At 43.0% G+C, this 22,565-nt stretch carries 15 protein-coding genes; 5 read left to right on the forward strand and 10 right to left on the reverse strand.

Translation table 11 applies throughout. The annotated features are described in order from the left end of the window. Nucleotides 1-10 precede the first annotated feature (10 nt). The gene (gene nusB / locus C510_RS0100720) at nt 11-937 is read right to left on the reverse strand and encodes a transcription antitermination factor NusB (RefSeq protein ID WP_018709415.1); all 927 of its coding nucleotides are present in this window, start codon (nt 935-937) and stop codon (nt 11-13) included. 178 nt (nt 938-1,115) lie between these two features. On the opposite strand from nusB, the gene C510_RS0100725 reads away from it, so the two are divergent. The 5 genes from C510_RS0100725 to C510_RS0100745 all read left to right on the forward strand — a co-directional run bounded on the left by C510_RS0100725 (nt 1,116) and on the right by C510_RS0100745 (nt 6,165). Further along, nucleotides 1,116-1,487, forward strand: coding sequence for a DUF3276 family protein (locus C510_RS0100725; protein ID WP_018709416.1), 372 nt, complete (start codon nt 1,116-1,118; stop codon nt 1,485-1,487). 311 nt (nt 1,488-1,798) lie between these two features. Further along, the gene (locus tag C510_RS0100730) at nt 1,799-2,395 is read left to right on the forward strand and encodes a 50S ribosomal protein L25/general stress protein Ctc (RefSeq protein ID WP_018709417.1); all 597 of its coding nucleotides are present in this window, start codon (nt 1,799-1,801) and stop codon (nt 2,393-2,395) included. Nucleotides 2,396-2,429: 34 nt separating this feature from the next. Next, nucleotides 2,430-2,993: an aminoacyl-tRNA hydrolase gene (pth, locus tag C510_RS0100735; protein ID WP_018709418.1), complete on the forward strand. Its 564-nt coding sequence runs from the start codon at nt 2,430-2,432 to the stop codon at nt 2,991-2,993. A 2-nt stretch (nt 2,994-2,995) separates the two neighbouring features. Continuing rightward, nucleotides 2,996-3,421 carry an RNA-binding S4 domain-containing protein gene (locus C510_RS0100740; protein ID WP_018709419.1) on the forward strand — a complete coding sequence of 142 codons (426 nt, stop codon included), beginning with the start codon at nt 2,996-2,998 and terminating at the stop codon, nt 3,419-3,421. A 65-nt stretch (nt 3,422-3,486) separates the two neighbouring features. Next, nucleotides 3,487-6,165 carry a valine--tRNA ligase gene (locus C510_RS0100745; protein WP_018709420.1) on the forward strand — a complete coding sequence of 893 codons (2,679 nt, stop codon included), beginning with the start codon at nt 3,487-3,489 and terminating at the stop codon, nt 6,163-6,165. A 359-nt stretch (nt 6,166-6,524) separates the two neighbouring features. Here C510_RS0100745 and C510_RS0100750 read toward each other — a convergent pair whose 3' ends face one another. The 9 genes from C510_RS0100750 to C510_RS0100790 form a co-directional block, all read right to left on the reverse strand. Next, nucleotides 6,525-7,958 carry a hypothetical protein gene (locus tag C510_RS0100750; protein WP_244870439.1) on the reverse strand — a complete coding sequence of 478 codons (1,434 nt, stop codon included), beginning with the start codon at nt 7,956-7,958 and terminating at the stop codon, nt 6,525-6,527. A 12-nt stretch (nt 7,959-7,970) separates the two neighbouring features. After that, nucleotides 7,971-9,659 carry a hypothetical protein gene (locus C510_RS0100755; RefSeq protein WP_025892141.1) on the reverse strand — a complete coding sequence of 563 codons (1,689 nt, stop codon included), beginning with the start codon at nt 9,657-9,659 and terminating at the stop codon, nt 7,971-7,973. Nucleotides 9,660-9,672: 13 nt separating this feature from the next. Beyond that, a complete protein-coding gene (locus C510_RS0100760) occupies nt 9,673-10,602 on the reverse strand; it encodes a hypothetical protein (protein WP_154651925.1) in 930 nt (309 codons plus the stop codon). Between the two features lie 32 nt (nt 10,603-10,634). Continuing rightward, on the reverse strand, nt 10,635-12,080 hold the full coding sequence (locus C510_RS0100765; protein WP_018709424.1) for a hypothetical protein: 1,446 nt from the start codon (nt 12,078-12,080) through the stop codon (nt 10,635-10,637). A 26-nt stretch (nt 12,081-12,106) separates the two neighbouring features. Next, nucleotides 12,107-16,369, reverse strand: coding sequence for a hypothetical protein (locus tag C510_RS0100770; protein WP_025892139.1), 4,263 nt, complete (start codon nt 16,367-16,369; stop codon nt 12,107-12,109). 251 nt (nt 16,370-16,620) lie between these two features. Next, complete coding sequence (locus C510_RS16815) at nt 16,621-18,054, reverse strand: hypothetical protein (RefSeq protein WP_154651926.1); 1,434 nt, start codon at nt 18,052-18,054, stop codon at nt 16,621-16,623. Between the two features lie 88 nt (nt 18,055-18,142). Then, nucleotides 18,143-19,630 (reverse strand): FimB/Mfa2 family fimbrial subunit, encoded by a 1,488-nt coding sequence (locus C510_RS0100780; protein WP_018709427.1) that lies wholly within the window; start codon nt 19,628-19,630, stop codon nt 18,143-18,145. Between the two features lie 40 nt (nt 19,631-19,670). After that, nucleotides 19,671-20,780: a FimB/Mfa2 family fimbrial subunit gene (locus C510_RS0100785; RefSeq protein WP_018709428.1), complete on the reverse strand. Its 1,110-nt coding sequence runs from the start codon at nt 20,778-20,780 to the stop codon at nt 19,671-19,673. After that, nucleotides 20,773-22,551, reverse strand: a complete 1,779-nt coding sequence (locus C510_RS0100790; RefSeq protein WP_018709429.1) for an OmpA family protein — start codon at nt 22,549-22,551, stop codon at nt 20,773-20,775. The genes C510_RS0100785 and C510_RS0100790 overlap by 8 nt, the downstream gene beginning before the upstream one ends. Between the last annotated feature and the right edge of the window lie 14 nt (nt 22,552-22,565).

Below are 22,565 nucleotides of genomic sequence, written 5' to 3' on the forward strand. Positions count from 1 at the left end.
GACAAAGATATTAATTTTTGGTCAGCTTGTTTTCCTTTTTCAATTGATTAACAATTCCATCCAATGTACCGTTGATAAATCCACCGCTTTTCGGTGTACTGTACAACTTGGCTATCTCTACATATTCGTTCAATGAAACATTGACCGGTATATTCGGGAAGCTCAGGATTTCAGCCAAAGCTATCTGCATGATGATGACATCCATCAGGGCTACGCGGTCCAAATCCCAGTTTCTGGAGTTTTCACTGATCAGATGACGGTAATAATCCGCATTCAGAATAGAACGGCGGAACAGACGACGTGCGAAATCCTGGTCCTCCTCGTCCTTGAATTCCGGAAGAAGTTCCTGATTCTCTCCGTTTGCCGGATCGAAACGCTTGATGGTCTTCAAGACAAAAGTGTCGACAATTTCCTTGTCATCGTTCCAATACAGACTCTGGTCTTCCAAGACTTCATCCAAAGCCGGGTTATTGAAAATAATCTTCTTGTAGATTTTACGCCATACTTCACGGTCTTCTTCATAAGAAGAGGTTTCACTCGCCATATATTCCTTATATATATCGCTCTGCATGATCTGTTCGCACAGATTCTTGATGAAATCGCCTTCGTTCTCCCACGTTTTTTTCTGGGAGTTCGAGAAATCATTCAATTGCTTATTCACTTCCAGCTGGGCAATGAACCGGTTATCAACAAATTTAGTGTTTGGAGACAAATCTTCTTTGGTAGGAACCAGCTTGTGTTTACCTGCATCCAGGCGCTTGTGTGCATAACGTGTAACTTCCACCATCAAGAGCAAGAGATAGTTGTACAAATCGTATGCCTTGGAAAGGCTGAAGAACAACTCCTTTTCTGCAGTATCCAAGTTTTTACCACCGTTCTGATAATAAGCATAGATTATCTGAACTATCTTCAGACGAATGAGAACTCTGTTAATCATACTTTTTTAAATATAACTTTTAGGCTGCAAAAATATATATTTTCATTCAAATACCCTATACCACAACACTTTTTTTTCTTTTTTTTATGGAAAAGCGTTTTTTAAAGCCTCATTTTTTTGTTCATATAAAAAAAATAGTCAATTTTGAAGCGCGATTAAAGAACTCAAGGCTAAGGTTATGGAAAATTTAAAGAAGAAAAACACTACAGAGAACAGCGACAAAGAGATCCTTTTCTCGAAAGCCGTGAAAGCCGGAAAACGCATCTATTACCTGGATGTCAAGAAAAGCCGGAAAGACGAAATGTATGTAGCTATCACAGAGAGTAAAAAGGTAGTTGCCGGAGAAGGAGAAAATCCACAAGTCAGTTTCGAGAAACACAAGATTTTCTTGTACAAAGAAGATTTCGACAAGTTCATACACGGACTACAACAAGTAATCAACTACATAGAAGACAAACAAGGGTTATCCGCAGACGACCCGACAGACGACGGACATCCCGAACCGCAGGAGTTGAATACCGGAGAAATTAAAATAGACATTGACTTCTAACCCCACCCCAAGCGACAGGACTGCCTGATGGGCCGTCAAGCCTGTGCAGTGCCGACAGGAAGCGCCGGAGCGAAAACCTTTCACCCAAAGGAAGATATGCCTCTGATGGAGAATCGGACCTACCGGACAAGCATTCAATCAGATATTGATTACCCCATGAATAAAAATTCGGCACAAATTTGCACAATTCCCGCAAAAGCCTTACCTTTGCACCGCTTTTTTAAGCTCATCGTGTGATATACCACATCGTGTGATGGCGAATTAAGCACAAGAAAATACTTAATTTAGAGTAACACAAAAAAATCAAAAACATGAAATCAATCGAAATCAAAGGTTCTTTAAGAACTGAAACTGGTAAGAAAGCTACCCGTGAACTGCGTAACAACGACATCGTACCTTGCGTATTGTATGGTGTACAGAAAGATGAAAACGGAAATCCGGTTGCTACTCACTTCACTGTAACAACAGATGGTCTGCGTAACCTGGTATACACACCGCACATCTATGTAGTAGACTTGAACATCGATGGCAAAATCGTGAACGCTATCATGAAAGATATCCAGTTCCACCCTGTAACAGACAAGATTCTTCACGTAGACTTCTACCAGATTGACGAAGCTAAGCCTATCGTAATGGAAGTTCCTGTTCAGTTGGAAGGTCTGGCTGAAGGTGTGAAAGCCGGTGGTAAATTGGCTCTTCAGATCCGTAAGCTGAAAGTGAAAGCTTTGTACAATGTTATTCCGGAACGTCTGGTTGTCAATGTAACTAACCTGGGTCTGGGTAAGACTATCAAGGTAGGCGAACTGAACTACGAAGGTCTGGAACTGCTGAACGCAAAAGAAGCTGTGGTATGTGCCGTTAAATTGACTCGTGCCGCTCGTGGTGCTCAGGCTGCTGCAGGTAAATAATCTGAATCTAACCTGAGTTTTCAAAATCCTTTCAATGAAATATTTGATAGTAGGACTGGGGAATATCGGCGACGAGTACCGTGAAACCCGTCATAATATAGGATTTATGGTATTGGACGCCCTAGCTAAGGCGTCCAATATTGTTTTTAAGGATGGCCGTTACGGAGCCACCACTACCCTTTCGGTAAAAGGCAGACAGCTCATCCTGCTTAAGCCTTCCACCTACATGAACCTGAGCGGAAATGCAGTCAGATACTGGATGCAGCAGGAAAAGATTCCGTTGGAGAATGTACTGGTAGTCGTGGACGATCTGGCATTGCCGTTCGGAAGCCTCCGTCTGAAAGGGAAAGGCAGTGACGCCGGACACAACGGACTGAAGCACATCGCGGCCACGTTAGGCACTCAGAACTACGCCCGCCTGCGTTTCGGAATCGGCAACGACTTTCCCAAGGGTGCCCAAGTGGATTACGTGCTGGGGAACTTCGATGAAGAAGACCGGAAACAGATGCCCGAACGGCTGGAACTGGCAGGCGAAATCATCAAGAGTTTCTGTCTGGCAGGCCTGAACCTCACCATGAACCAATACAACAACAAATAAGTATGGCTGAAGCTAGAATAGACAAGTGGTTATGGGCTGCACGTATCTTCAAGACTCGTACCATTGCAGCCGAAGCCTGTAAGAAAGGCCGTATCAGCATCAACGGCGCACAGGCTAAACCGGCCCGCATGATCAAGGCGGGCGACACCATCCAGGTACGGAAACCGCCTGTCACCTACTCTTTCAAGGTATTGCAGGCTATCGAAAAGCGTGTGGGAGCCAAACAGGTGCCCGAAGTCATGGAGAACGTGACCACCCCCGACCAATATGAACTGTTGGAAATGAACCGGATCAGCGGTTTCATCGACCGTGCCCGCGGTACCGGACGTCCGACCAAGAAAGACCGGCGTGACCTGGACGATTTCTTCACACCGGAATACCTGGACGATCTGGAATTCGATTTCGACGATGAGGACGAAGATGTCTGAAAATCCAACTACTTTTATTATTTTTGCAACCGACAATCGGAAACATTTAAAATAAGATATACACCATGGAATTAGCAAGTAAGTACAATCCCGCTGACGTGGAGGGAAAATGGTACCAGTATTGGCTGGACAACAAACTTTTCAGTTCTAAACCCGACGGACGTGAACCTTACACCGTCGTCATCCCGCCGCCAAACGTGACCGGAGTTCTCCACATGGGACACATGCTTAACAATACCATCCAAGATATTCTGGTACGCCGTGCCCGCATGATGGGCAAGAACGCCTGCTGGGTACCGGGTACCGACCACGCCTCCATCGCTACCGAAGCAAAGGTGGTGAACAAACTGGCACAGCAAGGTATCAAGAAGACAGACCTGACCCGCGAAGAATTCCTGAAACATGCCTGGGCCTGGACAGAAGAACACGGTGGAATCATTCTGAAGCAGCTGCGCCGTCTGGGAGCATCCTGCGACTGGGACCGCACCGCTTTCACCATGGACGAGAAACGTAGCGCCAGTGTCATCAAGGTATTCGTCGACCTGTACAACAAGGGGCTCATCTACCGCGGCGTTCGTATGGTCAACTGGGACCCGAAAGCCCTGACTGCCCTTTCTGACGAGGAAGTGATCTATAAGGAAGAACACAGTAAACTGTATTACCTGCGCTATTACGTTGCCAACGACGATATGAGCGGTGAAACCGGAGCAGAAGGCGAAGTGGTACACCGTGATGAACAGGGACGCCGCTATGCCGTAGTAGCTACCACACGTCCGGAAACCATCATGGGCGATACGGCTATGTGTATCAACCCGAACGACTCGAAGAACCATTGGCTGAAAGGCAAACAGGTCATTGTACCGTTGGTAAACCGCGTAATTCCGGTCATCGAAGACGATTATGTTGACATCGAATTTGGTACCGGATGTCTGAAAGTCACTCCGGCCCACGATGTGAACGACTACATGCTGGGTGAGAAATATAACCTGAAGTCTATCGATATCTTCAATGACAACGGTACTTTGAGCGAAGCTGCCGGCATGTATGTAGGTATGGACCGTTTCGATGTACGTGCCCAGATAGAAAAAGACCTCGATGCCGCAGGACTGTTGGAAAAGGTGGAAGCCTATACCAATAAGGTAGGCTTCTCTGAACGTACCAACGTAGCCATCGAACCGAAGCTTTCCATGCAGTGGTTCCTGAAGATGAAACATTTTGCCGACATGGCTTTACCACCGGTCATGGAAGATGCCCTGAAGTTCTACCCGGCCAAATACAAGAACACCTACAAGTACTGGATGGAGAACATCAAGGACTGGTGTATCAGCCGTCAGCTGTGGTGGGGACACCGTATTCCGGCTTACTTCTTACCACAAGGTGGTTTTGTTGTAGCCGAGACAGCCGAAAAAGCACTTGAACTGGCTAAAGAAAAGACCGGAAATCCAGATTTGAAGCTGGAAGACTTGCGTCAGGACGATGACTGTCTGGACACTTGGTTCTCTTCATGGCTGTGGCCGATTTCTCTGTTCGACGGTATCAACAACCCGGGCAACGAAGAAATCAAATATTACTACCCGACTTCCGATTTGGTAACAGGTCCGGATATCATCTTCTTCTGGGTAGCCCGTATGATTATGGCAGGATACGAATACATGGGTGATATGCCGTTCAAGAATGTCTACTTTACGGGTATCGTACGCGACAAACTGGGACGTAAGATGTCAAAGTCACTCGGTAACTCCCCCGACCCGCTGGAACTGATCGACCGTTTCGGTGCCGACGGTGTACGTATGGGTATGATGTTGTCTGCTCCGGCAGGAAACGACATCCTCTTCGACGATGCATTGTGCGAACAGGGACGTAACTTCAACAACAAGATATGGAATGCTTTCCGTCTGGTAAAAGGTTGGGAAGTAGCCGACATCGAACAGCCGGAATATGCCAAACTGGCTACCGAATGGTTCGAAGCCATGCTGTCTAAGACAGCAGCCGAGGTAAACGACCTCTTCGGTAAATACCGTCTGAGCGAAGCGCTGATGGCAGTATACAAACTGTTCTGGGACGAATTCTCAAGCTGGTACCTGGAAATGGTGAAACCGGCTTACGGCCAACCTATCGACAAGGTGACCTATGAAAAGACCTTGAATTTCTTCGATACCCTGCTGAAACTGCTGCATCCGTTCATGCCGTTCATCACCGAAGAACTGTGGCAGCACATCTACGACCGCAAGGAAGGCGAAAGTATCATGGTTCAGGTACTGCAGGTTTCAGAGACATACAACGAAGATATCATCGCACGTTTCGAAGCTGTGAAGGAAGTCATCGGTGGTATCCGTACCATCCGTCTGCAGAAGAACATTGCACAGAAAGAAGCGTTGTCACTGGAAGTAATAGGTGAAAACCCGGTAGAAGCGTTCAACGCCGTTATTGCCAAGTTGTGTAACCTGTCGGCTATCCAGACCGTTGCAACCAAAGCAGACGGTGCTGCAGCCTTCATGGTAGGTACGACCGAATATGCAGTACCTTTGGGGAACCTCATCAACGTGGAAGAAGAACTGAAGAAACTGGAAGCCGACCTGAAATACCAGGAAGGATTCCTGCAGAGCGTACTGAAGAAACTGAGCAACGAAAAATTCGTCAGCAAGGCTCCGGCCAACGTCATCGAAATGGAACGTAAGAAACAGGCCGATGCCGAAACGAAAATTGCCGCACTGAAAGAAAGCATCGCAGTGCTGAAGAAATAAACAGAAGAGGAAGAATCCTCAACTAATACAACAAACGGATTATATAGAGAATCTCTGAAGAAAACATTCTTCTGGAATCATCCATATAATCCGTTTTTCTTTTTAACTGCTATCCTTTTTTCATCCTCTTATAAGCTATCGGCGACATTCCCATCACCTTACGAAAAAGACGAGAGAAATAATAAACCTTATTTTCGGGGGAATATCTAAAGATACAAAAAAGCCAACTAATTCGCAATACTTTGTGTATGAATTAGTTGGCTAATTTTGTTATATTTACTGAATATCCCTACTTAGTATTTATCAGATACCCAAAAACAAACACAAATTATTACCTCAAAGTATAATTTTAACCTAAATCAGTTAAAAATAATAGAATTCATGATTTGCCACTCATGACGCGCATCAAGCACGAGTTCATTAGCAATGCTTAAATCGATAGGCTCATCCTCACCGTAATTCTGCGACTGGCTTTTTTCACCCATAGTATACAGTCTGTTGCGCACAATACTGAAACACGTTTCCGTATCAATATTCTCCAGTTCCATAATCTCTGTACGTCCATCAACTCCTTCGGGTAGTGACACCAATGTACGATTCTCACCTGCTGTTTCGTAATTACGCAGAACAACATCCCAATACTTTATCACCTTTCCGCCCGCATCAAGCATCTGCATCTGGAATGTGGGAATACCCTCATCCACATCATCCCGCAGCATTGCGATAGAAACCATGAAACTGTCGCCGAACACTGTTCCACGCGGCAGAGAAATCGTACCTTTCGGATAATTTTCCTCGTCCGTCTGCCAGTTGGTGTCAGCACTGTCCAGATAGCCGTCGCCATTGGCATCCAAAGGCAACAAAGCATTCTCCGTATTTCCGGGGAACCACTTGCACAAGTCTATTTCATATACCGAAAAGGCATCCTTTTTCAACGAGCCTGCCAACACACAGTCATAGTCCGTAGCCGGATTCATGCCGTTTATCACATTATCCTTATGGAAATTCAGATTATCGTCCACACTGCGGAAACCTCCGAAAATCACCGTACGGTTCTCTTTGGTAGAAACCAGACGCAATTTAGCCACCTTTTTGCCGCCCGCCGTTACCGGAATACGGGTGAAATAACCGAACGTACCTGCCACCTGACGGCGAGCCACCATCAAGCCATGTTCCACCTCTGTCTCAGAACTACGCTGCGACAGAATAATCCCGTCCTTTACCCAAAAGACTTCCGCTCCGGCAAAGACTTCATCCACACTTCCGTTTTCAGGCACCGTAACCACCTCAGTATGATTGTAGTAGTCGCCCACTTCTATATCCTTGAACGGCTCATATCCTCCGTACGTACCCGCATGATAGCCTATCACGTACGCCATATAGTTTTTTCCTTCCTCCAGACATTCGTCACCCGTCAGAGTGACAGTGGCATAACGTCCCTGTCCTTCTTCCGTACTCCAGGGATAGCTTGCCTTATTGTCCGGGTTACTCCAGTTGTCGATAGTCCGTTTATACACCACCTTTGCGGGCGAAGCATATTCTATAATCAACAAAGCCAGCTTGTCGAACGTCTGTGTAGGAGTGACGCTCGATATAGGACGGCGCGACGCCAAAGTACCTGGATTCACTCCCTCTCCTCCTTCGAAAAGCTCGCCCACACTTTCCACCACTACGGTGAAGGTCTGCTGCTGAGGCTTTTCAGTATTAATGTCCGAAACCGAAGTGGTGTCGGTGCTGCATGATGACAGGAGAAGTGCTGCAATACCTAAAGCATATTTTATTTTTTCAAGCATAATCACATTTTATTAATTGTCATAACCGCCAATTTCTGTTTCTATAATGGTATTATCGTCCTGTCTGGTTACATCCCAACGACCGTCAAGGCTGATATTTCCTATGGCTATATTCGGTAATCTTAAATCAAGATTCTCCAACAGACTTGTCTCAAGAGGCCCTAATAATGAATTAACCAAGCCATCTACTCCACCGAGCAAACCAGAAAGCACGCCCGACAATATCCCATCGCCTGAAATTGCTGTAGTAAGTTTTTTAGCATCTAAAACTTTTGATAATGCAGTTTCTATATTAATAGTCTCACCTTTATCTTGTGGAGACGAATCAGTCAATTTAAGATTTAACAAATCATATTTCGTAGTATATCTCTGATTCGATTCCTGCGTATAAGCCAAAGACGTTTCTATATTGATCAATAGACCAGCAAGCAATGCATCATCTATTTCACTAACAGCAGGACGTAATACCTCAATTGCATTATTCAAACCATTAGCGTCCGTATCATGAACCTTAGCTTCTATCAGTGTGAAAGGTCCATTCAAAGAAGTGATGGTGAAATTAGGAGCTTTATCATTATCTTCTTTTACAGTAATATTTTCTATCAATAACGGATCACTATAAGATTTAACTCTTCTATTCAAATCAATACTCTTTGCCAAAGCAACTTTAGCATCAATACTTCCTACTGTTGACCACGGATTCAGGATTTTATATAATGCTGCTTCATTGTATGACCCAGATTTCAATTCATTATTCACCAATACTGTAACCTGCTCCAGAACAGCTTCATGCAAGGCATTCACCAAGTCCCCCAACAGAATATTTACCAAACGGTCAACCACTGTTGTAAGAGGATATAACAGAATATCACCTAATAACGGTTCAAGAATCTTCGTAAGATTCGTTCTGAGTACTCCCTTTACAATGTCGGTTGACAGTTGTCCATCCTTAATCTGGTCAACAATACTCTGTACCAACATTCCTACTGCATCTTTGGTGTCAATAAGATCTCTTGAGAAACAACTTTGCGACAGGAGTCTCTGCAGTACAATCTTCGGAGACGGATTATTTATATTAAAATCGGCAGCCCCCATATAAAAAGCATTCTGATAAACAGAACCATCTGTCAATGAAGGATAGAAAGCCTGCGGTCCGGCACTCGGTAAATTTATGCGTACATTATCATATTCACCGTTACCTATATATACTATCTCAGAGTTATCTTCTTGATCAGTAAACTGATCTGTCATCATATTTCCGAGAAATACCACACGGTAATCACCTACTGGTAAGGTAACTGTTAGTTTTCCATTATAATCATTACCATCAAGCGGCCAGATATGAGTCTGATTAACCAACCCACTCTGATTTGTCGCTTCAAATACAATTCCGAATGATGCGTCATTATTCGGGTTATAGTACATATATTTTTCATTCCCATCATCATCTTTTTCCTTCTTGAAAATCAAGAATCTCAAAGACTGAACGGCTGTACTTTCCCCAATCACCAATCCTCGGGAAAGGTCATACGTGGTCGGCATCAGGTTAGCCACAAAATACCCTTCAGGAACTTCCGTTTCATTACCTGTACCTTGCTCAGTTCCGTTTTCAGGTAGATCCTCTTTCTCACACCCGGTGAAAGCAAATGATGCACACATCAGCATCAATAACCATCTATTGTATTTCATTTTCATAATCATATCCAACTAAAAGTTAATAATTATCCTGCCATCCATCCCAGATATGATCTTCCAGATGAATGCCGCCACCACTGCCAGAGAAATCTACTGTAAAACCTCCTTCCGAACCTTCACCACCATTGCCTAATGTCAGCCATGTAACCTGATTAGGATAGATAGGAATACTGCCTTCGGAAGATTTCAATGGATATCTTGTTTCAGCTCCGGATGTTGTAGTAATTTTTAAGAAATTCGTATCTCCATTGTCATCTGTAATATCCTCCTGCGGCAACAGATTGATACGTATTCTTGTTTCCGAACTTGTCAACTGGTCAGAAGTAAGTGTTCTAGTCAACGTTAAATCTGTATCAGAAAACACCTCGCCTCCCGTTCCGTCATGGAAATACATATACTGCTTACCATTAACTTGGAGAGTTACTTCACTCAGCTGCATATTCCTGATTCTTATTTCAATAGCACCATTCTGACGTGTCAGTACGGCATTGAAATCAGTATTCGAAACCGTAGGTCTTATTGTAAGAACATCTCTGAATATCTCGTAGCCATATTGCGTTCCTTCGCCCTGATATTGTGTTTTGGCTTCATTATAAGAAGGATCTGATTCTGTACTACCTGTAGTAATTTCATATGCTTGTTCTGATGGTACAGCCAAAAGTACCACCTTATACTCCTGACCTGAGGTCAGTCCGTCAATTGTCAAGACTGAGGTCAGCGGGCCGTCGCTCAAATAGCTACCGTCACTGTTATATACATAATATTTTCCTGTGTATCTTTCTTCAGGATATTCTACGACAGCTCTTGAAGAAGCCTGTTCTATTCCGCTACTGATGCTGATGCTTACCTCACCATTCTCCTGTAACACTTCACTGCTCTTGTCGCATGCAAAGAGCGACATTACAAGCATGAAGCAGAACGACAGTCTGGTTATAACATTTTGTCTCATATATACTATTGTTTAATCTATTGAACACTCATTTACTCATTCTCTAAATCTCCGGCATCATGATCACCCCAGGAAGTATCTATATTCACCCCATCCGGATTCTCCTCATCAAGATGACCACCGTAATATTCATCCTGAAACTCATCTATTGACACCACTATTTCTGCCTCTGAAGCATCCAGATTTACCGGATTATCCTTACTTCCTATCCTGTATATGTGGTTTGCCATTATTGGATAATGATATCTGCCGTCGTATCCTCCTTCTCCAGGAATAATACCAGTACCCTCTCTTGATAAAGGCAAATTAATTTCTGAATTTTGAACAATCTTCTTTTGGGATAATACCTGAAAATTTTCATCCAGCAGATAAAGCATCAATGTACTGTTTGAGCCGGTCTCTTCGGCAGAAAATGCCACTGGAGGAAGATACCCCATTACCGCTAACCCATCTGTATAATTTTTATCTATCAGATCTTCATCAGGTAGAAGTTCTGATAAAGTTCCTGTTCCAGAAGAACTTCCTATTCCTACTGATTTTTCAACACCTGCTTCACTATTATTTACCGGCACTATGATTGGATAACTATTTTCAAGGTAATCTTCTGTTTTGCTATAGTAATCACTGTATTCCTGTCCTCCTTGTGCAGATAGCGGTAACAATGGCAAATATTTGTTATACCTTGAATATAATTCCTCAGAAGGTCCTGTACCGAAAGCCAAATAACACACTTCAGATTCATCTATTTTATCTGGTATTCCTTTAAAGTAAGCCTTTATGCCGGCTACTCTTCTGTTAGCAACTACTGTAATATTTTCATTCTTGATGTTATCTACATAAATACCCCCGGCAAAAAACTCCGAACGAGGAATTGGATTTATCGATTCATCACCTTTTTCAACAGATATAATACCACAAACTTCGGGGAATGAAGGAGATTTATCTGATTCATTAAATCCAAAAGTTGATTCTTTCATAAGACTCTGTATACCTCCCCAATACGCATCAGCAGAATTTCCAGACAGACCACCAATTTCTTGTCCGGTATAACCCAGATAACCACTTTCCGCATCAAGACCTATTGCAACAAAATAATATTCAGCATCTGCATCATACGAGTCGATAGCAATGGTATGTGTTCCTGTTTTTTTATCTTCACCAACTGGAGAAGCAGGAAGATTTCCAGTCCAATCTACCGGAGAATCGTATACCAGTTTATATTGATTTCCAGTTAACTGAAACATATAAAGATGCACATACGTGACATGTTGTTTACCATCATGGTCTGAAGTATCATCTTCCGGATCAATAACCGGTGTTCTTGATGAAACAAGGCTCGATTTTATCTGAATATTGATACGTATGCTATCCTTTTCAGCTACTTCCAAACCGTTATCATCCGAGAGTTCTCTTACGGTACATGCCGATAGAAATCCGGTCACTAACAATATCCCTATCAAATATCTCTTTAATATCATTTGCCCATTATATTAATTATTCATTATCACTTCTGCAGATAGAATCTTGTCAGGGACGAACCTGTGTTTCCAAGGTCTATTTCCATCTCGCCATCAGCCAGACTATAGTTTTTCCCTGTCTTTGTATCTACAAGTTTCCATTCCTTCCACTCTGTATCCAAGGTATGAAGTTTCAATACCACATCAGTCTGTCCATCAACAATCAGTCCAACAGGAATTCTTTCAGCATTATTAACCGACTGAATACTGAGTGCCGATTTTTCAGCTATGGTAAACACCGTTGCAGCAGGCATATTCTTCTTATCAATCATCACAGCTACATCCTCCGCTTCATCCAATCCGTTAGAAGCCTCTGCATACTGCCATACAGAAGCGCAGGTTGTTTCGCCGCCGCTCTGCGCCTGCAAGTATAATGCATTTTTCCCTGCAGTAGCTCTACTGCTTACTGATGAGGACGATTCACTGTAAACGTCACCGGCATTAAAAGTAACAGTTATAGAACTGCTTTTAGATGTCGTTTTTATCACAAATGCTTCAGCAGGTTTGATATACATACGTTCGCCATCCTTTGATGACAGACCTGCACTTGTATATACTATACCATCCAGCGTCAGGCTCTCCACACTTTGATTACTACTAAAGAAGCTCTGTACAGACATCATGGATAGGTATGGATTACCTACAGCTACACATCCGCTGGCATCCGTATGCAATGATATATTATAAGTACGATCTGTTACAATCTTTCCCATATTATTTTTTTCTCTACTTATTGTAGCCGTTTGAGTGGTTCCCGTACCATCAGGACGATAATATTTATAATTTGTATGAGCCTTCGGAAATCTCAGCCTGTACGATGACCTATCAGTCTCTTCTCCCGGACGAACATTAATGCCTTTGCCAGGTTTATGCTCATAGTTCAAGTAGTTGAAATCCTCTGTCCATCCACTCTCCTGAACTGTAACACTTTCTTTAGTTCCTCCATCCTGTACATTCCAAACCTCATTTGAGCTTGTACCCCATACGGCCTGATAGACAATAGGCGACACACGATTTTCCGGATAGTTCTTGGAGTCTAAATAAGTGAAATATTTCTCTTTAGTCCAATTGACACCTGTATTGACAAACATATCTCCCGAGAACGTTTCCATAAGCGGAGCTGTAATTCCCGTATAAGTACCTCCCGGCAAGAGCATATCCACAAAAGCCTTGTCGTACCGTAGACGGTCGATGTTCTGAATATACGCCCCTTCTTCAAAATGAATATTCGCACAAGAAGAGGCTTCTGCTTCTGTCAGCACCGGATAGTAAGGTACACCTTTGCGCAGAATCACATTCGTACAACCGGCAGGCACACCGTCAGTCCAGTTTGCTTTGCTATTCCAGTCGGTTGACTTTCCAAGCCATTCCGTAATGGCAGGATGTATATATGCCATATCGTTATATAACGGAGAGCCGGATAACGGCGAATAAGCTGTAATGCTATATTCACCCGGCGAAAGCCCCTGCAATGTTATTGTTTTATCACTGTTTATAACTTCCTCGAACTGGAATTCTTCATTAGTTGTAGAATTCTTACATTTGAAGATATACTCGGCTCCTTCAGAATATGACCCTGTTATATTGAGAATAATATCTTCAGGATAGCAAATATCCGGGTTCGTTACATCGAACTTAAATCCGGAGTCATCATCTGACGACTGTACACAGTCGGGAATACCGTCACCATCTGAATCCTTACGGGTATATATACCGGTTATTCTCGGTTGAGTAAGACCGGTTATTCCTCCTAAAGTAATCTTCAGTCTGTTATATTCACCTTCTTCCTTTGAAGGAGTCATCTCCAGATAAAGCTTCCCTGTTTTGTTTATCAAATCCAGATCAAGCAAATTGAAAGATGTTTTAGATGCGACTTCAGACTCACCATTATATACAGTCATTGTTATTCCGCTAAGGTTAATATTGGCAAGTCCTCCCATTCCATCCAGCACGATACCTATAGGCTGGCCTGCCGGCATGTCATTGAATTTCAGTCCTAATGAAATGCCTCCAATATTCAAGAGCCCCCCTATTTCAACACCTGTATCCAGATCATTATCTATAAGGTATCCCAATCCGTCAATATTATCTTTCAAGCCTACCAACGTAGTGTTATTAAACACACTATAATCCAAATCGACACCGTAATTGGAGTTGTTCATCACCTCCATACACAAGTCCTGCGCGAAACTGGTACTGCAATAAGTATCTTCGAAGAAAGCGCCATATATACGTAACTGACTGAAGAGGGAAACATTCGCCAAACCTTTGCTCCATAACTCAAGACGGTCGAAAGCCTTATCAGTTTCTACATAAACCCTCAGGCGTCCGTTACCATCGCCAATCAGGTCAAGTCCCAGCACATTGGAGTTATCTCCCGAAGAAGTCGCTCCATCATCTACGCGCGTATTTCCATTATACAGTCTTACTTCGTAATTTTCCAATAAGTTTACATCCAGCAATCCCAAATTAGGTTCTATAATGAATCCGGCACGCACAGATCCGTTTCCGGCATTTATCATACGTGTGGTCTTCATGGCATAGATAGCTTTATTTTCTACGACATTTATCCCACTTCTTGTAGCATAGTTATTATAATCATCGTCTACTACAGCATCCGGATTTTTCAAGCCCGACAATATAGATATCAAACTGCCATTCCAAGAATCAAGAGTTTCCGTAGGATATGCTCCATAGCTTGTTGCAGTAATATAGGTATTACAACCGGAAGCTGTTGAAACCAGACTCTCACGGTAGATAGTAGATGTATAGCTCATGCCGACTCCATCTTTGGTATATACAGCCTGAATGACGTATGCTCCGTTGGCTGTCGCTCCGGTAAGTACTCCATTCTTTACCGTTGGTTCTTCTTCACAGGCATTCGGCCAGCTAAGAACAGTATACGTTACAGAAGAATTATCCTCTTGGGCTACTACTGGTAACTGGTATGTATCGGTATAGATAGTAGCTCCCGGAAAAGCAAAATAACTGCTGTTGTCTATGGTGACGGGTTTGCGGATGTAGGCGTAAAATACGTTTATACCCTCACCTGTAATTCCTCCCAATAAAGCTCGTGGTGCTGTTATTTTTACCTTCGAGACACGCTGTTCTCCATTCAATATATTCATACTGATTTTCGCATTTTCGGTATTCAATATATCCAAGCCTATCAAAGAAAAATCTTTAGATGATTCTTGTACCTCTTCTCCTGTTGCATCAATTGCTGTAAGTTCAGGAGCATTGTTCAATAAGTTAGCAATATTTATGACACTTCCAAGTTCGCTCAGTAATCCTGTAGATTCGTAGACAAAACCCACTTCATATCCACGTAAATCTATATCTATACTATTTCCCCAATCTACAGTCACAAATTGAGGAAAAGTAAGTGAACACCTCAGATGCAATTTATCAGTTATTGGAGCAGTTACCAATACTTTAGCCTCTTTATCTTCTATTGAACTTGATTTAGAATCTATTTTAGGATACTCATTTCCTTCACTTTTAATCGCTATCTCATCACTATTATCCCCAACAAAAGCGTATTTGATACCTACAGACCCACTTAATGCAGTGACTGCAGCACCGGAGAATTTCAACCTTACTTCGTCAAAGATACAGGGTGCATTCACTATCAAAGTCTGTTCAGTGTTTTCTCCACTGCTTACACCAATTAAATCCAGACCGATTACATTAGTATTATTTCCATCAACCATAACCTGTTTAACAGGATTACCATTGCAATAAAAAGAAATGACAGACCCACTCAAGACATCAAGGCTCAACAAAGAACTGCTTCCCGGATCTATCACAAAACCGACCTTCTGTCCTGCACTATAAGTACGATAAATATCACGGACAGCGATGGCATCTGCTGTTCCTAAACCAGCACCTACCAATCCACCAACCTTATATGAATCAGTCAAATCAAGATTTACTATCGCACCTAAGTCACCTGTTCCGGAAGCTACACTCACCGTTTCTTTAGAGACCTGGTTTACCACGCGCCCAACACCGACTAATGGAACACGGGCATTTTCTGCTTTCCATGTACCATCACTCTGTTGCTTCAAAGCGCTGTGTTTTTCAACCTCTATAGGATTATTCGTTCGTGTATCTTCGGGCACAACAGCTCCGGCGGTAATCTGTTCGAAACCGTCATAACATGAGTATAACGCAAAAGGAACGCTAAAGACAAGCGCTGTGCGAACCAAAAATCTTTTCATCATACTTTTATCTTTAAGCATTTTCATTATTTCTATCTATAACTATCGGACAAACTCATTCATTTATCGTAATACAGCAAAAACCTAATCTTTTCTGTGTTACCATAAATGCAAATGAAACGATAGTCATGATCGGTATAAAATAAAAATCAGATATAAAGAACTGACCTGCTGAACTTAAAGTTTATAGTGTTCTACTTTTTTAATCAACTCACAGCATGATTCCACAAGGAACCATGCCATGAGTCTTTTGAGTATCCTCAAAGCAATTTATTTTTTTATTCTTCTACACCCATGTTATGAAGCACTTCCCATGCATCGTTGATTATTACTACGATATTGGTATTTGAACTCAAGTCGATTGGTTCGTCTGGATCTGGATTTTCGGGAGTTGGATCTGGATCTGGGTCACCACCGGTATTGTCTGTATATAGTTTCTTACCGATAGAGTAGAAGTTGTTACAACGGATGTCATATTTGTAAGTTCCATCGGTAACGCCACTTGGAGCGTTATTTGTAGTTACCTTCAATGTTTTCAATGCAGTTCCATCAGTACCCTGCAATTCAACAGTCAAAGTCTGTGAGTCAACATGACCTGCGTAAGGAATGATATAGCGACCGCCAAAGATAGAGTTTTCTTTAAGTGTTAAATTAGTTGTTCCGTTGTAACCCTCTGCAAAAGGTTTTGCTGATGAATTTGTTGATACAGATGCAGTCGCAACTGCATTATTGGTTAATGTATTAAATGTATAAGATGTCGCTGACTGTTCTGCAGCTGTTCCATTCCAGTTTGTAGCAATCTTAGACATATCGAACTCCATTAAAAGGAACTTTCCGTTAGTTCCTGTTGTTGATTCACCATTGCCTGACCCTACAGTAGTCTGCTTTGTATCACCATTGAAATCATCATCAGTTAAAAGCTGTGCAGGCCATTTAAACTGAGTATACTCATCATTTGCATACACTCTTACATACTGTACAACTTTACCATCAATCTTAGTAGGTACATTATCGAAATATCCCAACATACCTGCTACCTGGCGAGTTAAAGTAACTGAAGCAGGAGTGCTAAAAGCAGCTTTATCAGTCTGTGTAGCATTTTCATCAGATACACCGGCGAAAAGTTCTTCTATATCATAATCTGTTTTTTCTTCGCCTAATGCAGTAGTTGTAAAAACGTCCAAAGTAGTAGTTCCATTAGACAAGCTTGGTTCTCCATAAGGATTTGTAGTATTACTTGACGGATTATCTACATTATAACCTACAGCCACAAACTTATATTTAGAATTTTGAACCAGACCTTTAAGCTTTATAGTTTTTGTCTGGTCGGTGTGATCTTCCCAATTTTGTGTTGGATTAGGATGTTCATCCTTAGCTGTAAAATCATTAATAACAATGATACCGTCCGTTGATTCTTCAGTTGAAACATCTACAGAAGTATCAAATTTATATGTTCCTTGATTTTCTTTAAACACATAAATCTTAACCACATTCACATTATTAGCCGCTGCCGAACTACCAACAGGACGTACAGCACGTGAGTCAGCACTTGTGTTTGACAAGTTGATTTTCAACAAGCCTTCACCTTCCTTGAGTTCTACATTCTCAATAGGATTTCCATTCTCGTCAACGTAAATAATTGTTTCATTCTGACAAGCTGTGAAAGCCAATGTTCCGGCAAACAACAGCGCACCTAAAAATTGTCTTCTCATAATCATTATTAATTGTTTGTTATAATTTAATCGCTATTTAAACATCGTTTAAACAGTGTTTAAACACTGTTTAAACGATACATATTTTTTATTCAAGCTCCATATCGTGGATAATCTCCCAGTTATCGTTCACCTTGACTGTCAGATACTGCTTGTTGTCCAACGATTCTGGGTCATCTACATCCGGGTTTGGATTTGGATTGTCCGGGTCTGTAGGATCTGTTGGATCAGGGTCCGGATCTGTTGGTTTATCCGGATCAGGATCTGACGGATCTGTTGGATCAATTGGGTCAACAGGTGGTTCAGGGTCTGTTCCCGGATCTTCAGGATCAGGATTCCATCCCGGATTGTCCATCGTACGGTTGCCAATTCCATACACATGGTTACGCACAAGGCTGTAACTGTTCTTATCATCTTTGCTTGTGAAAGATCCCCAACTGCTGTTATTCCAATAAGTAACTGTCTTTCCTACCTGCTGGTCTGTGCTTGAAAGATTGATATTCCATGAAAGCAATTCTTGACTACTAGAATCAAGCAACTGAAGTTTCAAAGTCTGTTCTCCAGCCACTTTTGCAAACGGAATAATAAATTCTCCTCCGAAGACAGAACCTCTACGGAATGTAGGATAATCGGTTGAATTAGGATCAGTCGGCTTATATGGATTCTTCCAGTTATTTCCCTGTAAACCAGAATACTGACAACCAGAAGGATCAGTTGTTACTGTAGCATCTATCAATCCGTCATTGTTTTCATCAGAGATACTGTAGAACCAATTTTGTAAATCAATCTTGCAAATCTCATACTCATTACCTGTCAATGTAGCAGGACTTGTACCGTTCACCACAAACTTAGCAGCTGTACCGGCTCCTCCATTCGAAGCAATATCAATATTTGCAAAATTACCAAAGACAAGTTCGTTGTTCTTTGCCGATGCTACCAGACGTATATATCGGGAATTTCCATTCATAAATGGAATATCTTTTACATAGATATATGCACCTGCCACCTGACGATTCAGAACCACATCTTTCTTAAATCCTTTGCTATCACTAAGTGTAAAATCAAGCGAACCGGCAAAGAATTCTTCTCCATGTACAGTTTCACCTCCATCACTTGTCTTTGAGATTATTGTATTAGGTGAATATGTTGATTCTTTAGCCAATCTTGTAAACACAGACAAATCATAATCCGAATTTGAATCATAACCTATGGCATAAACGGTATAAGTACCTGCCGTAAGACGGTTCTCAAGTACGAAATTTGTCATCCGTCCGTTGTCGTATGATTCCGAATCACTCAGCCAGTCTGAATAATCCTTGATATAAACCACTTTACCACCTGAGTCACAAATCCACAACCTTACCTTATCAATAGTCTGTTTAGCCTCAGTACCGTACATAGGTCTGCCGGCACGGCTTGTAAGTCCATCACCAGAATTGAGAATAGTCAGGGATAAAACCTGCTCATTATTACCGACTTCCTGTCCCGTTTCACTGTCAATAACAGTTTCGTTTGAACAGGAATAGAAAGACAAAGCTCCAAGCAATGTAATTCCCAAAATAAACTTCTTGTTCATAATCTTATAGTTAGTAGCGTTATTAATAATTCAAATATTTTTAATCAAGCTCCATACCATGTATCAGTTCCCAATTATCGTTCACACGGACGTAAATCTTAAACTCACCTTGTACAGGCGGTGTAGGATCGTCCGGATCGGGGGTATCCGGTTCATCCGGGTCAGGATTATCAGGGTTGTCCGGCTCGTCCGGGTCAGGGTTATCAGGATTGTCCGGGTCGGGATCAGGGTCCGGATCTGGGTCGGGGTCCGGATTCGGGTCGGGATCAGGGTCTACTGTTCCTCCTCCGCCATCCTCCAGATAGACATATCGCAGAATGGTTATCTCGTTACGCCCCATCGTGATGTTTATATCCTGAGGGACCAGTGTAGGATAGTAGGTAGCCCTTCCGGCATTTTCTGCTGCCGACTTGTCGATAAACATCACGCTCAGCGTAGAGCCTTCGTAAGTAGGCGAAGGACACATCAGCGTTTCGCTCTTCAGCTCCACCCTCTTCTCCCAATCAAGTTCCGTATGGAGATTGGTCAGCCTTGAATAGTTGAAATCGTTGTCCACACGTCCGAAGATGTCTTCAATATCCTTGGTAGAGAAGTCGATATTCTCCGGTATTCCCTCCACCTTTATTAGAAGGTCGCCCTTGGTACGTTCCATCCCGAGCGTATATTCCTCGCTTCCGTATCTGTAGTCGAAAGTGCCGCTTGCCAGATAAATGTCATTGAGCGATGCTCCGGCAGCTTCCATTTCCGCCTCAGTGGGATTATCGCCAAGCGGTGCCTCGCTCTTCATGTTTCCCCATACGGTAACAGTGTATTTTCCGTATGGAAGCGAAACGGGAAGGACGATAAGCTGTGTCTGCCCGTCATTGTCGACAGCTGTATTTTTCTGTTCTGCCACCACATTGCCTTCCTCGTCGTGCACTATATAGTAGATAGAACTCACATATTCGCGGAAAGGCAGGTCCTCGGCTTTTCTTTCCTTCAGGCCCAGCTTCACCGCATCGTCGATATTGAAATAGTTCTTGTCCTTCACCGTAAGTGTTATCTGCAGCGGCGGACAGTCCTGCAATTCCGTGCGGATACATCCCCCCAGCATTATCAACAGCACCAACGCCATTGCAGAACATTTCAGTATGTGTTGAAGTTTATTCATGGTTCTTTCCTCCATTATTAATCAGAATAATGAATTTATCCAACTGTGCGTATGGCATGAAGTCGGCTTCCGTACGGGCTCGGTTTCTGTAAGCCTCCTCCACCACGGCTTTCTCAAGATGCGACAACATATTGTTCGCCTCGTTACGGCGTGCGAAAACCAAAGACCGTACATACTCGGCACGCGGCGTGGTGTCCTCATTGGCAGACATTATATCGTATGCCTCATTGTTACGGTTCACACTGAGCGCTACCACAGCGGCATTCGTATCGCGATAGTCCTTAAGCAGCTCGTATGCCTCGTCCAGCTGTCTGGCACTTGCCTTTATGATGCCGAGGTTATACTTTGCCTCAGGCAGCGTGACATCGGCCTGAAGCAGTTCTATCGCTCTTTCGTAGTCGTTCTTATATACATAAACCGCTGCCTTGGTGTTCATAATTTCCGAGGTATATCCTTCCACTGAATTGATTACCTGCTCTGCTTCGTCCACTTTGTCCTCCCTGAGCAGAAGGACTGCCAAATTATTGGCTGCCACCTTCGACTGGGGGAAATAACGAAGTATCGTGCGATAGACTTCCTTCTTCTCTTCCGGTGTCTGCTTCAGCACTGATACCCGGAGCAGTTCCTCCTCGTTGAATGCGTCGGGACGTTTGCTGTACATACTGAGCAGTTCCTCGTCGGAAGTAAAACTCTTTATAGTATATGTATATTCGTATTCCACCTTACGGTCTTTCTGCAGATACCTGTTTTTGATATCGTTCCAGCAGGCCAGACGGCGGATGTAGCGTTCAGCCACATCATCGTTCTCGGCATTGTACTTGTCAAGAATTTCCTTCACCTTCAGCGTGTCCTTATGCCCGTCGGCGCGCATAGCCTCAAGCACAGGCAACCATCCTTCGGGACGCGAACCGATACTGAATTCATCGGCCTGCTTCTGCGGAATACCCAACTGTGAAACGAGCCATTTCTTGGCTGAATTTGCACGGTTCCTCGACAGGGTAGTATTAAACGCAAACGAACCGTCAGCCGACGCCATACCGTATATATTTACACTGTTGAGTGTGGCAAGGCTGTCGTTCACAATCTTTTCAAGTACAGAAAGCATTGTGTTCATCTCCTTTTCGTTATTTCCCAATGAAAGATTGATGTCATGCCTGTTTATCACAAACTGCAGTAGCGCCTCGCCCTTGCCCTGCATCACCTTTGGCTTGACTACAAACTCAGGTTCTATCCAGTTAAGCTGCAATGATTTCTTCGGTTCTATAAGTGTAGGCAGGTTTGCTATGTATGCCATATCTACAGTGTCTGTAACCTCGCATTCACCGCATCCGTCGGTAGAAAGCACGGCAATGATACGTCCTCCGTCGATATTTTCCGGAACAGACACACGTTCGATATAGGGTATCGACTGATTCTCACGGTTGTTCACTCTTCCTGAATTTTCGGCAAGGGTATCTACATAACCTTCCAGCTTGACGCGCCGTTCCATCTTCTTAGAATATATAGGAGCATCAAGCACCATTGCCCTGCATTCCGACACCATAGTATCATTGCTGATAAGCTGTGGCACTATAATCAGACGGCTACGGCTTGAAAACGCGTGCGCAGGAACATTTATCATGACATCTACATTTACGGCCGAGGCACTGTCAGGGGTAAGTGTCTTTACAGGGTCCACAGTAACTTTCTTCGACTTATCGGGGACCGCTCCGGTTGCAACAGCCATCGGAATCAGTCCTAATAATATATAATAAGCATATCTTGATTTCATACAGGAAAACTCTT

Origin of the sequence: Phocaeicola barnesiae DSM 18169 = JCM 13652 (assembly GCF_000374585.1) — a bacterium.
In the GTDB taxonomy this organism is placed as follows: domain Bacteria; phylum Bacteroidota; class Bacteroidia; order Bacteroidales; family Bacteroidaceae; genus Phocaeicola; species Phocaeicola barnesiae.

What these genes read in the sequence shown, in the direction of transcription:
- C510_RS0100740 (WP_018709419.1), top strand. Translation starts at nt 2,996, where the DNA reads ATGGCTGAAGCTAGAATAGACAAGTGGTTATGGGCTGCACGTATCTTC.
- C510_RS0100790 (WP_018709429.1), bottom strand. Translation starts at nt 22,551, where the DNA reads ATGAAATCAAGATATGCTTATTATATATTATTAGGACTGATTCCGATG.
- nusB (WP_018709415.1), bottom strand. Translation starts at nt 937, where the DNA reads ATGATTAACAGAGTTCTCATTCGTCTGAAGATAGTTCAGATAATCTAT.
- C510_RS0100785 (WP_018709428.1), bottom strand. Translation starts at nt 20,780, where the DNA reads ATGAATAAACTTCAACACATACTGAAATGTTCTGCAATGGCGTTGGTG.
- C510_RS0100765 (WP_018709424.1), bottom strand. Translation starts at nt 12,080, where the DNA reads ATGATATTAAAGAGATATTTGATAGGGATATTGTTAGTGACCGGATTT.
- C510_RS0100760 (WP_154651925.1), bottom strand. Translation starts at nt 10,602, where the DNA reads ATGAGACAAAATGTTATAACCAGACTGTCGTTCTGCTTCATGCTTGTA.
- C510_RS16815 (WP_154651926.1), bottom strand. Translation starts at nt 18,054, where the DNA reads ATGAGAAGACAATTTTTAGGTGCGCTGTTGTTTGCCGGAACATTGGCT.
- C510_RS0100745 (WP_018709420.1), top strand. Translation starts at nt 3,487, where the DNA reads ATGGAATTAGCAAGTAAGTACAATCCCGCTGACGTGGAGGGAAAATGG.
- C510_RS0100780 (WP_018709427.1), bottom strand. Translation starts at nt 19,630, where the DNA reads ATGAACAAGAAGTTTATTTTGGGAATTACATTGCTTGGAGCTTTGTCT.
- C510_RS0100770 (WP_025892139.1), bottom strand. Translation starts at nt 16,369, where the DNA reads ATGAAAATGCTTAAAGATAAAAGTATGATGAAAAGATTTTTGGTTCGC.
- pth (WP_018709418.1), top strand. Translation starts at nt 2,430, where the DNA reads ATGAAATATTTGATAGTAGGACTGGGGAATATCGGCGACGAGTACCGT.
- C510_RS0100730 (WP_018709417.1), top strand. Translation starts at nt 1,799, where the DNA reads ATGAAATCAATCGAAATCAAAGGTTCTTTAAGAACTGAAACTGGTAAG.
- C510_RS0100750 (WP_244870439.1), bottom strand. Translation starts at nt 7,958, where the DNA reads ATGCTTGAAAAAATAAAATATGCTTTAGGTATTGCAGCACTTCTCCTG.
- C510_RS0100755 (WP_025892141.1), bottom strand. Translation starts at nt 9,659, where the DNA reads ATGATTATGAAAATGAAATACAATAGATGGTTATTGATGCTGATGTGT.
- C510_RS0100725 (WP_018709416.1), top strand. Translation starts at nt 1,116, where the DNA reads ATGGAAAATTTAAAGAAGAAAAACACTACAGAGAACAGCGACAAAGAG.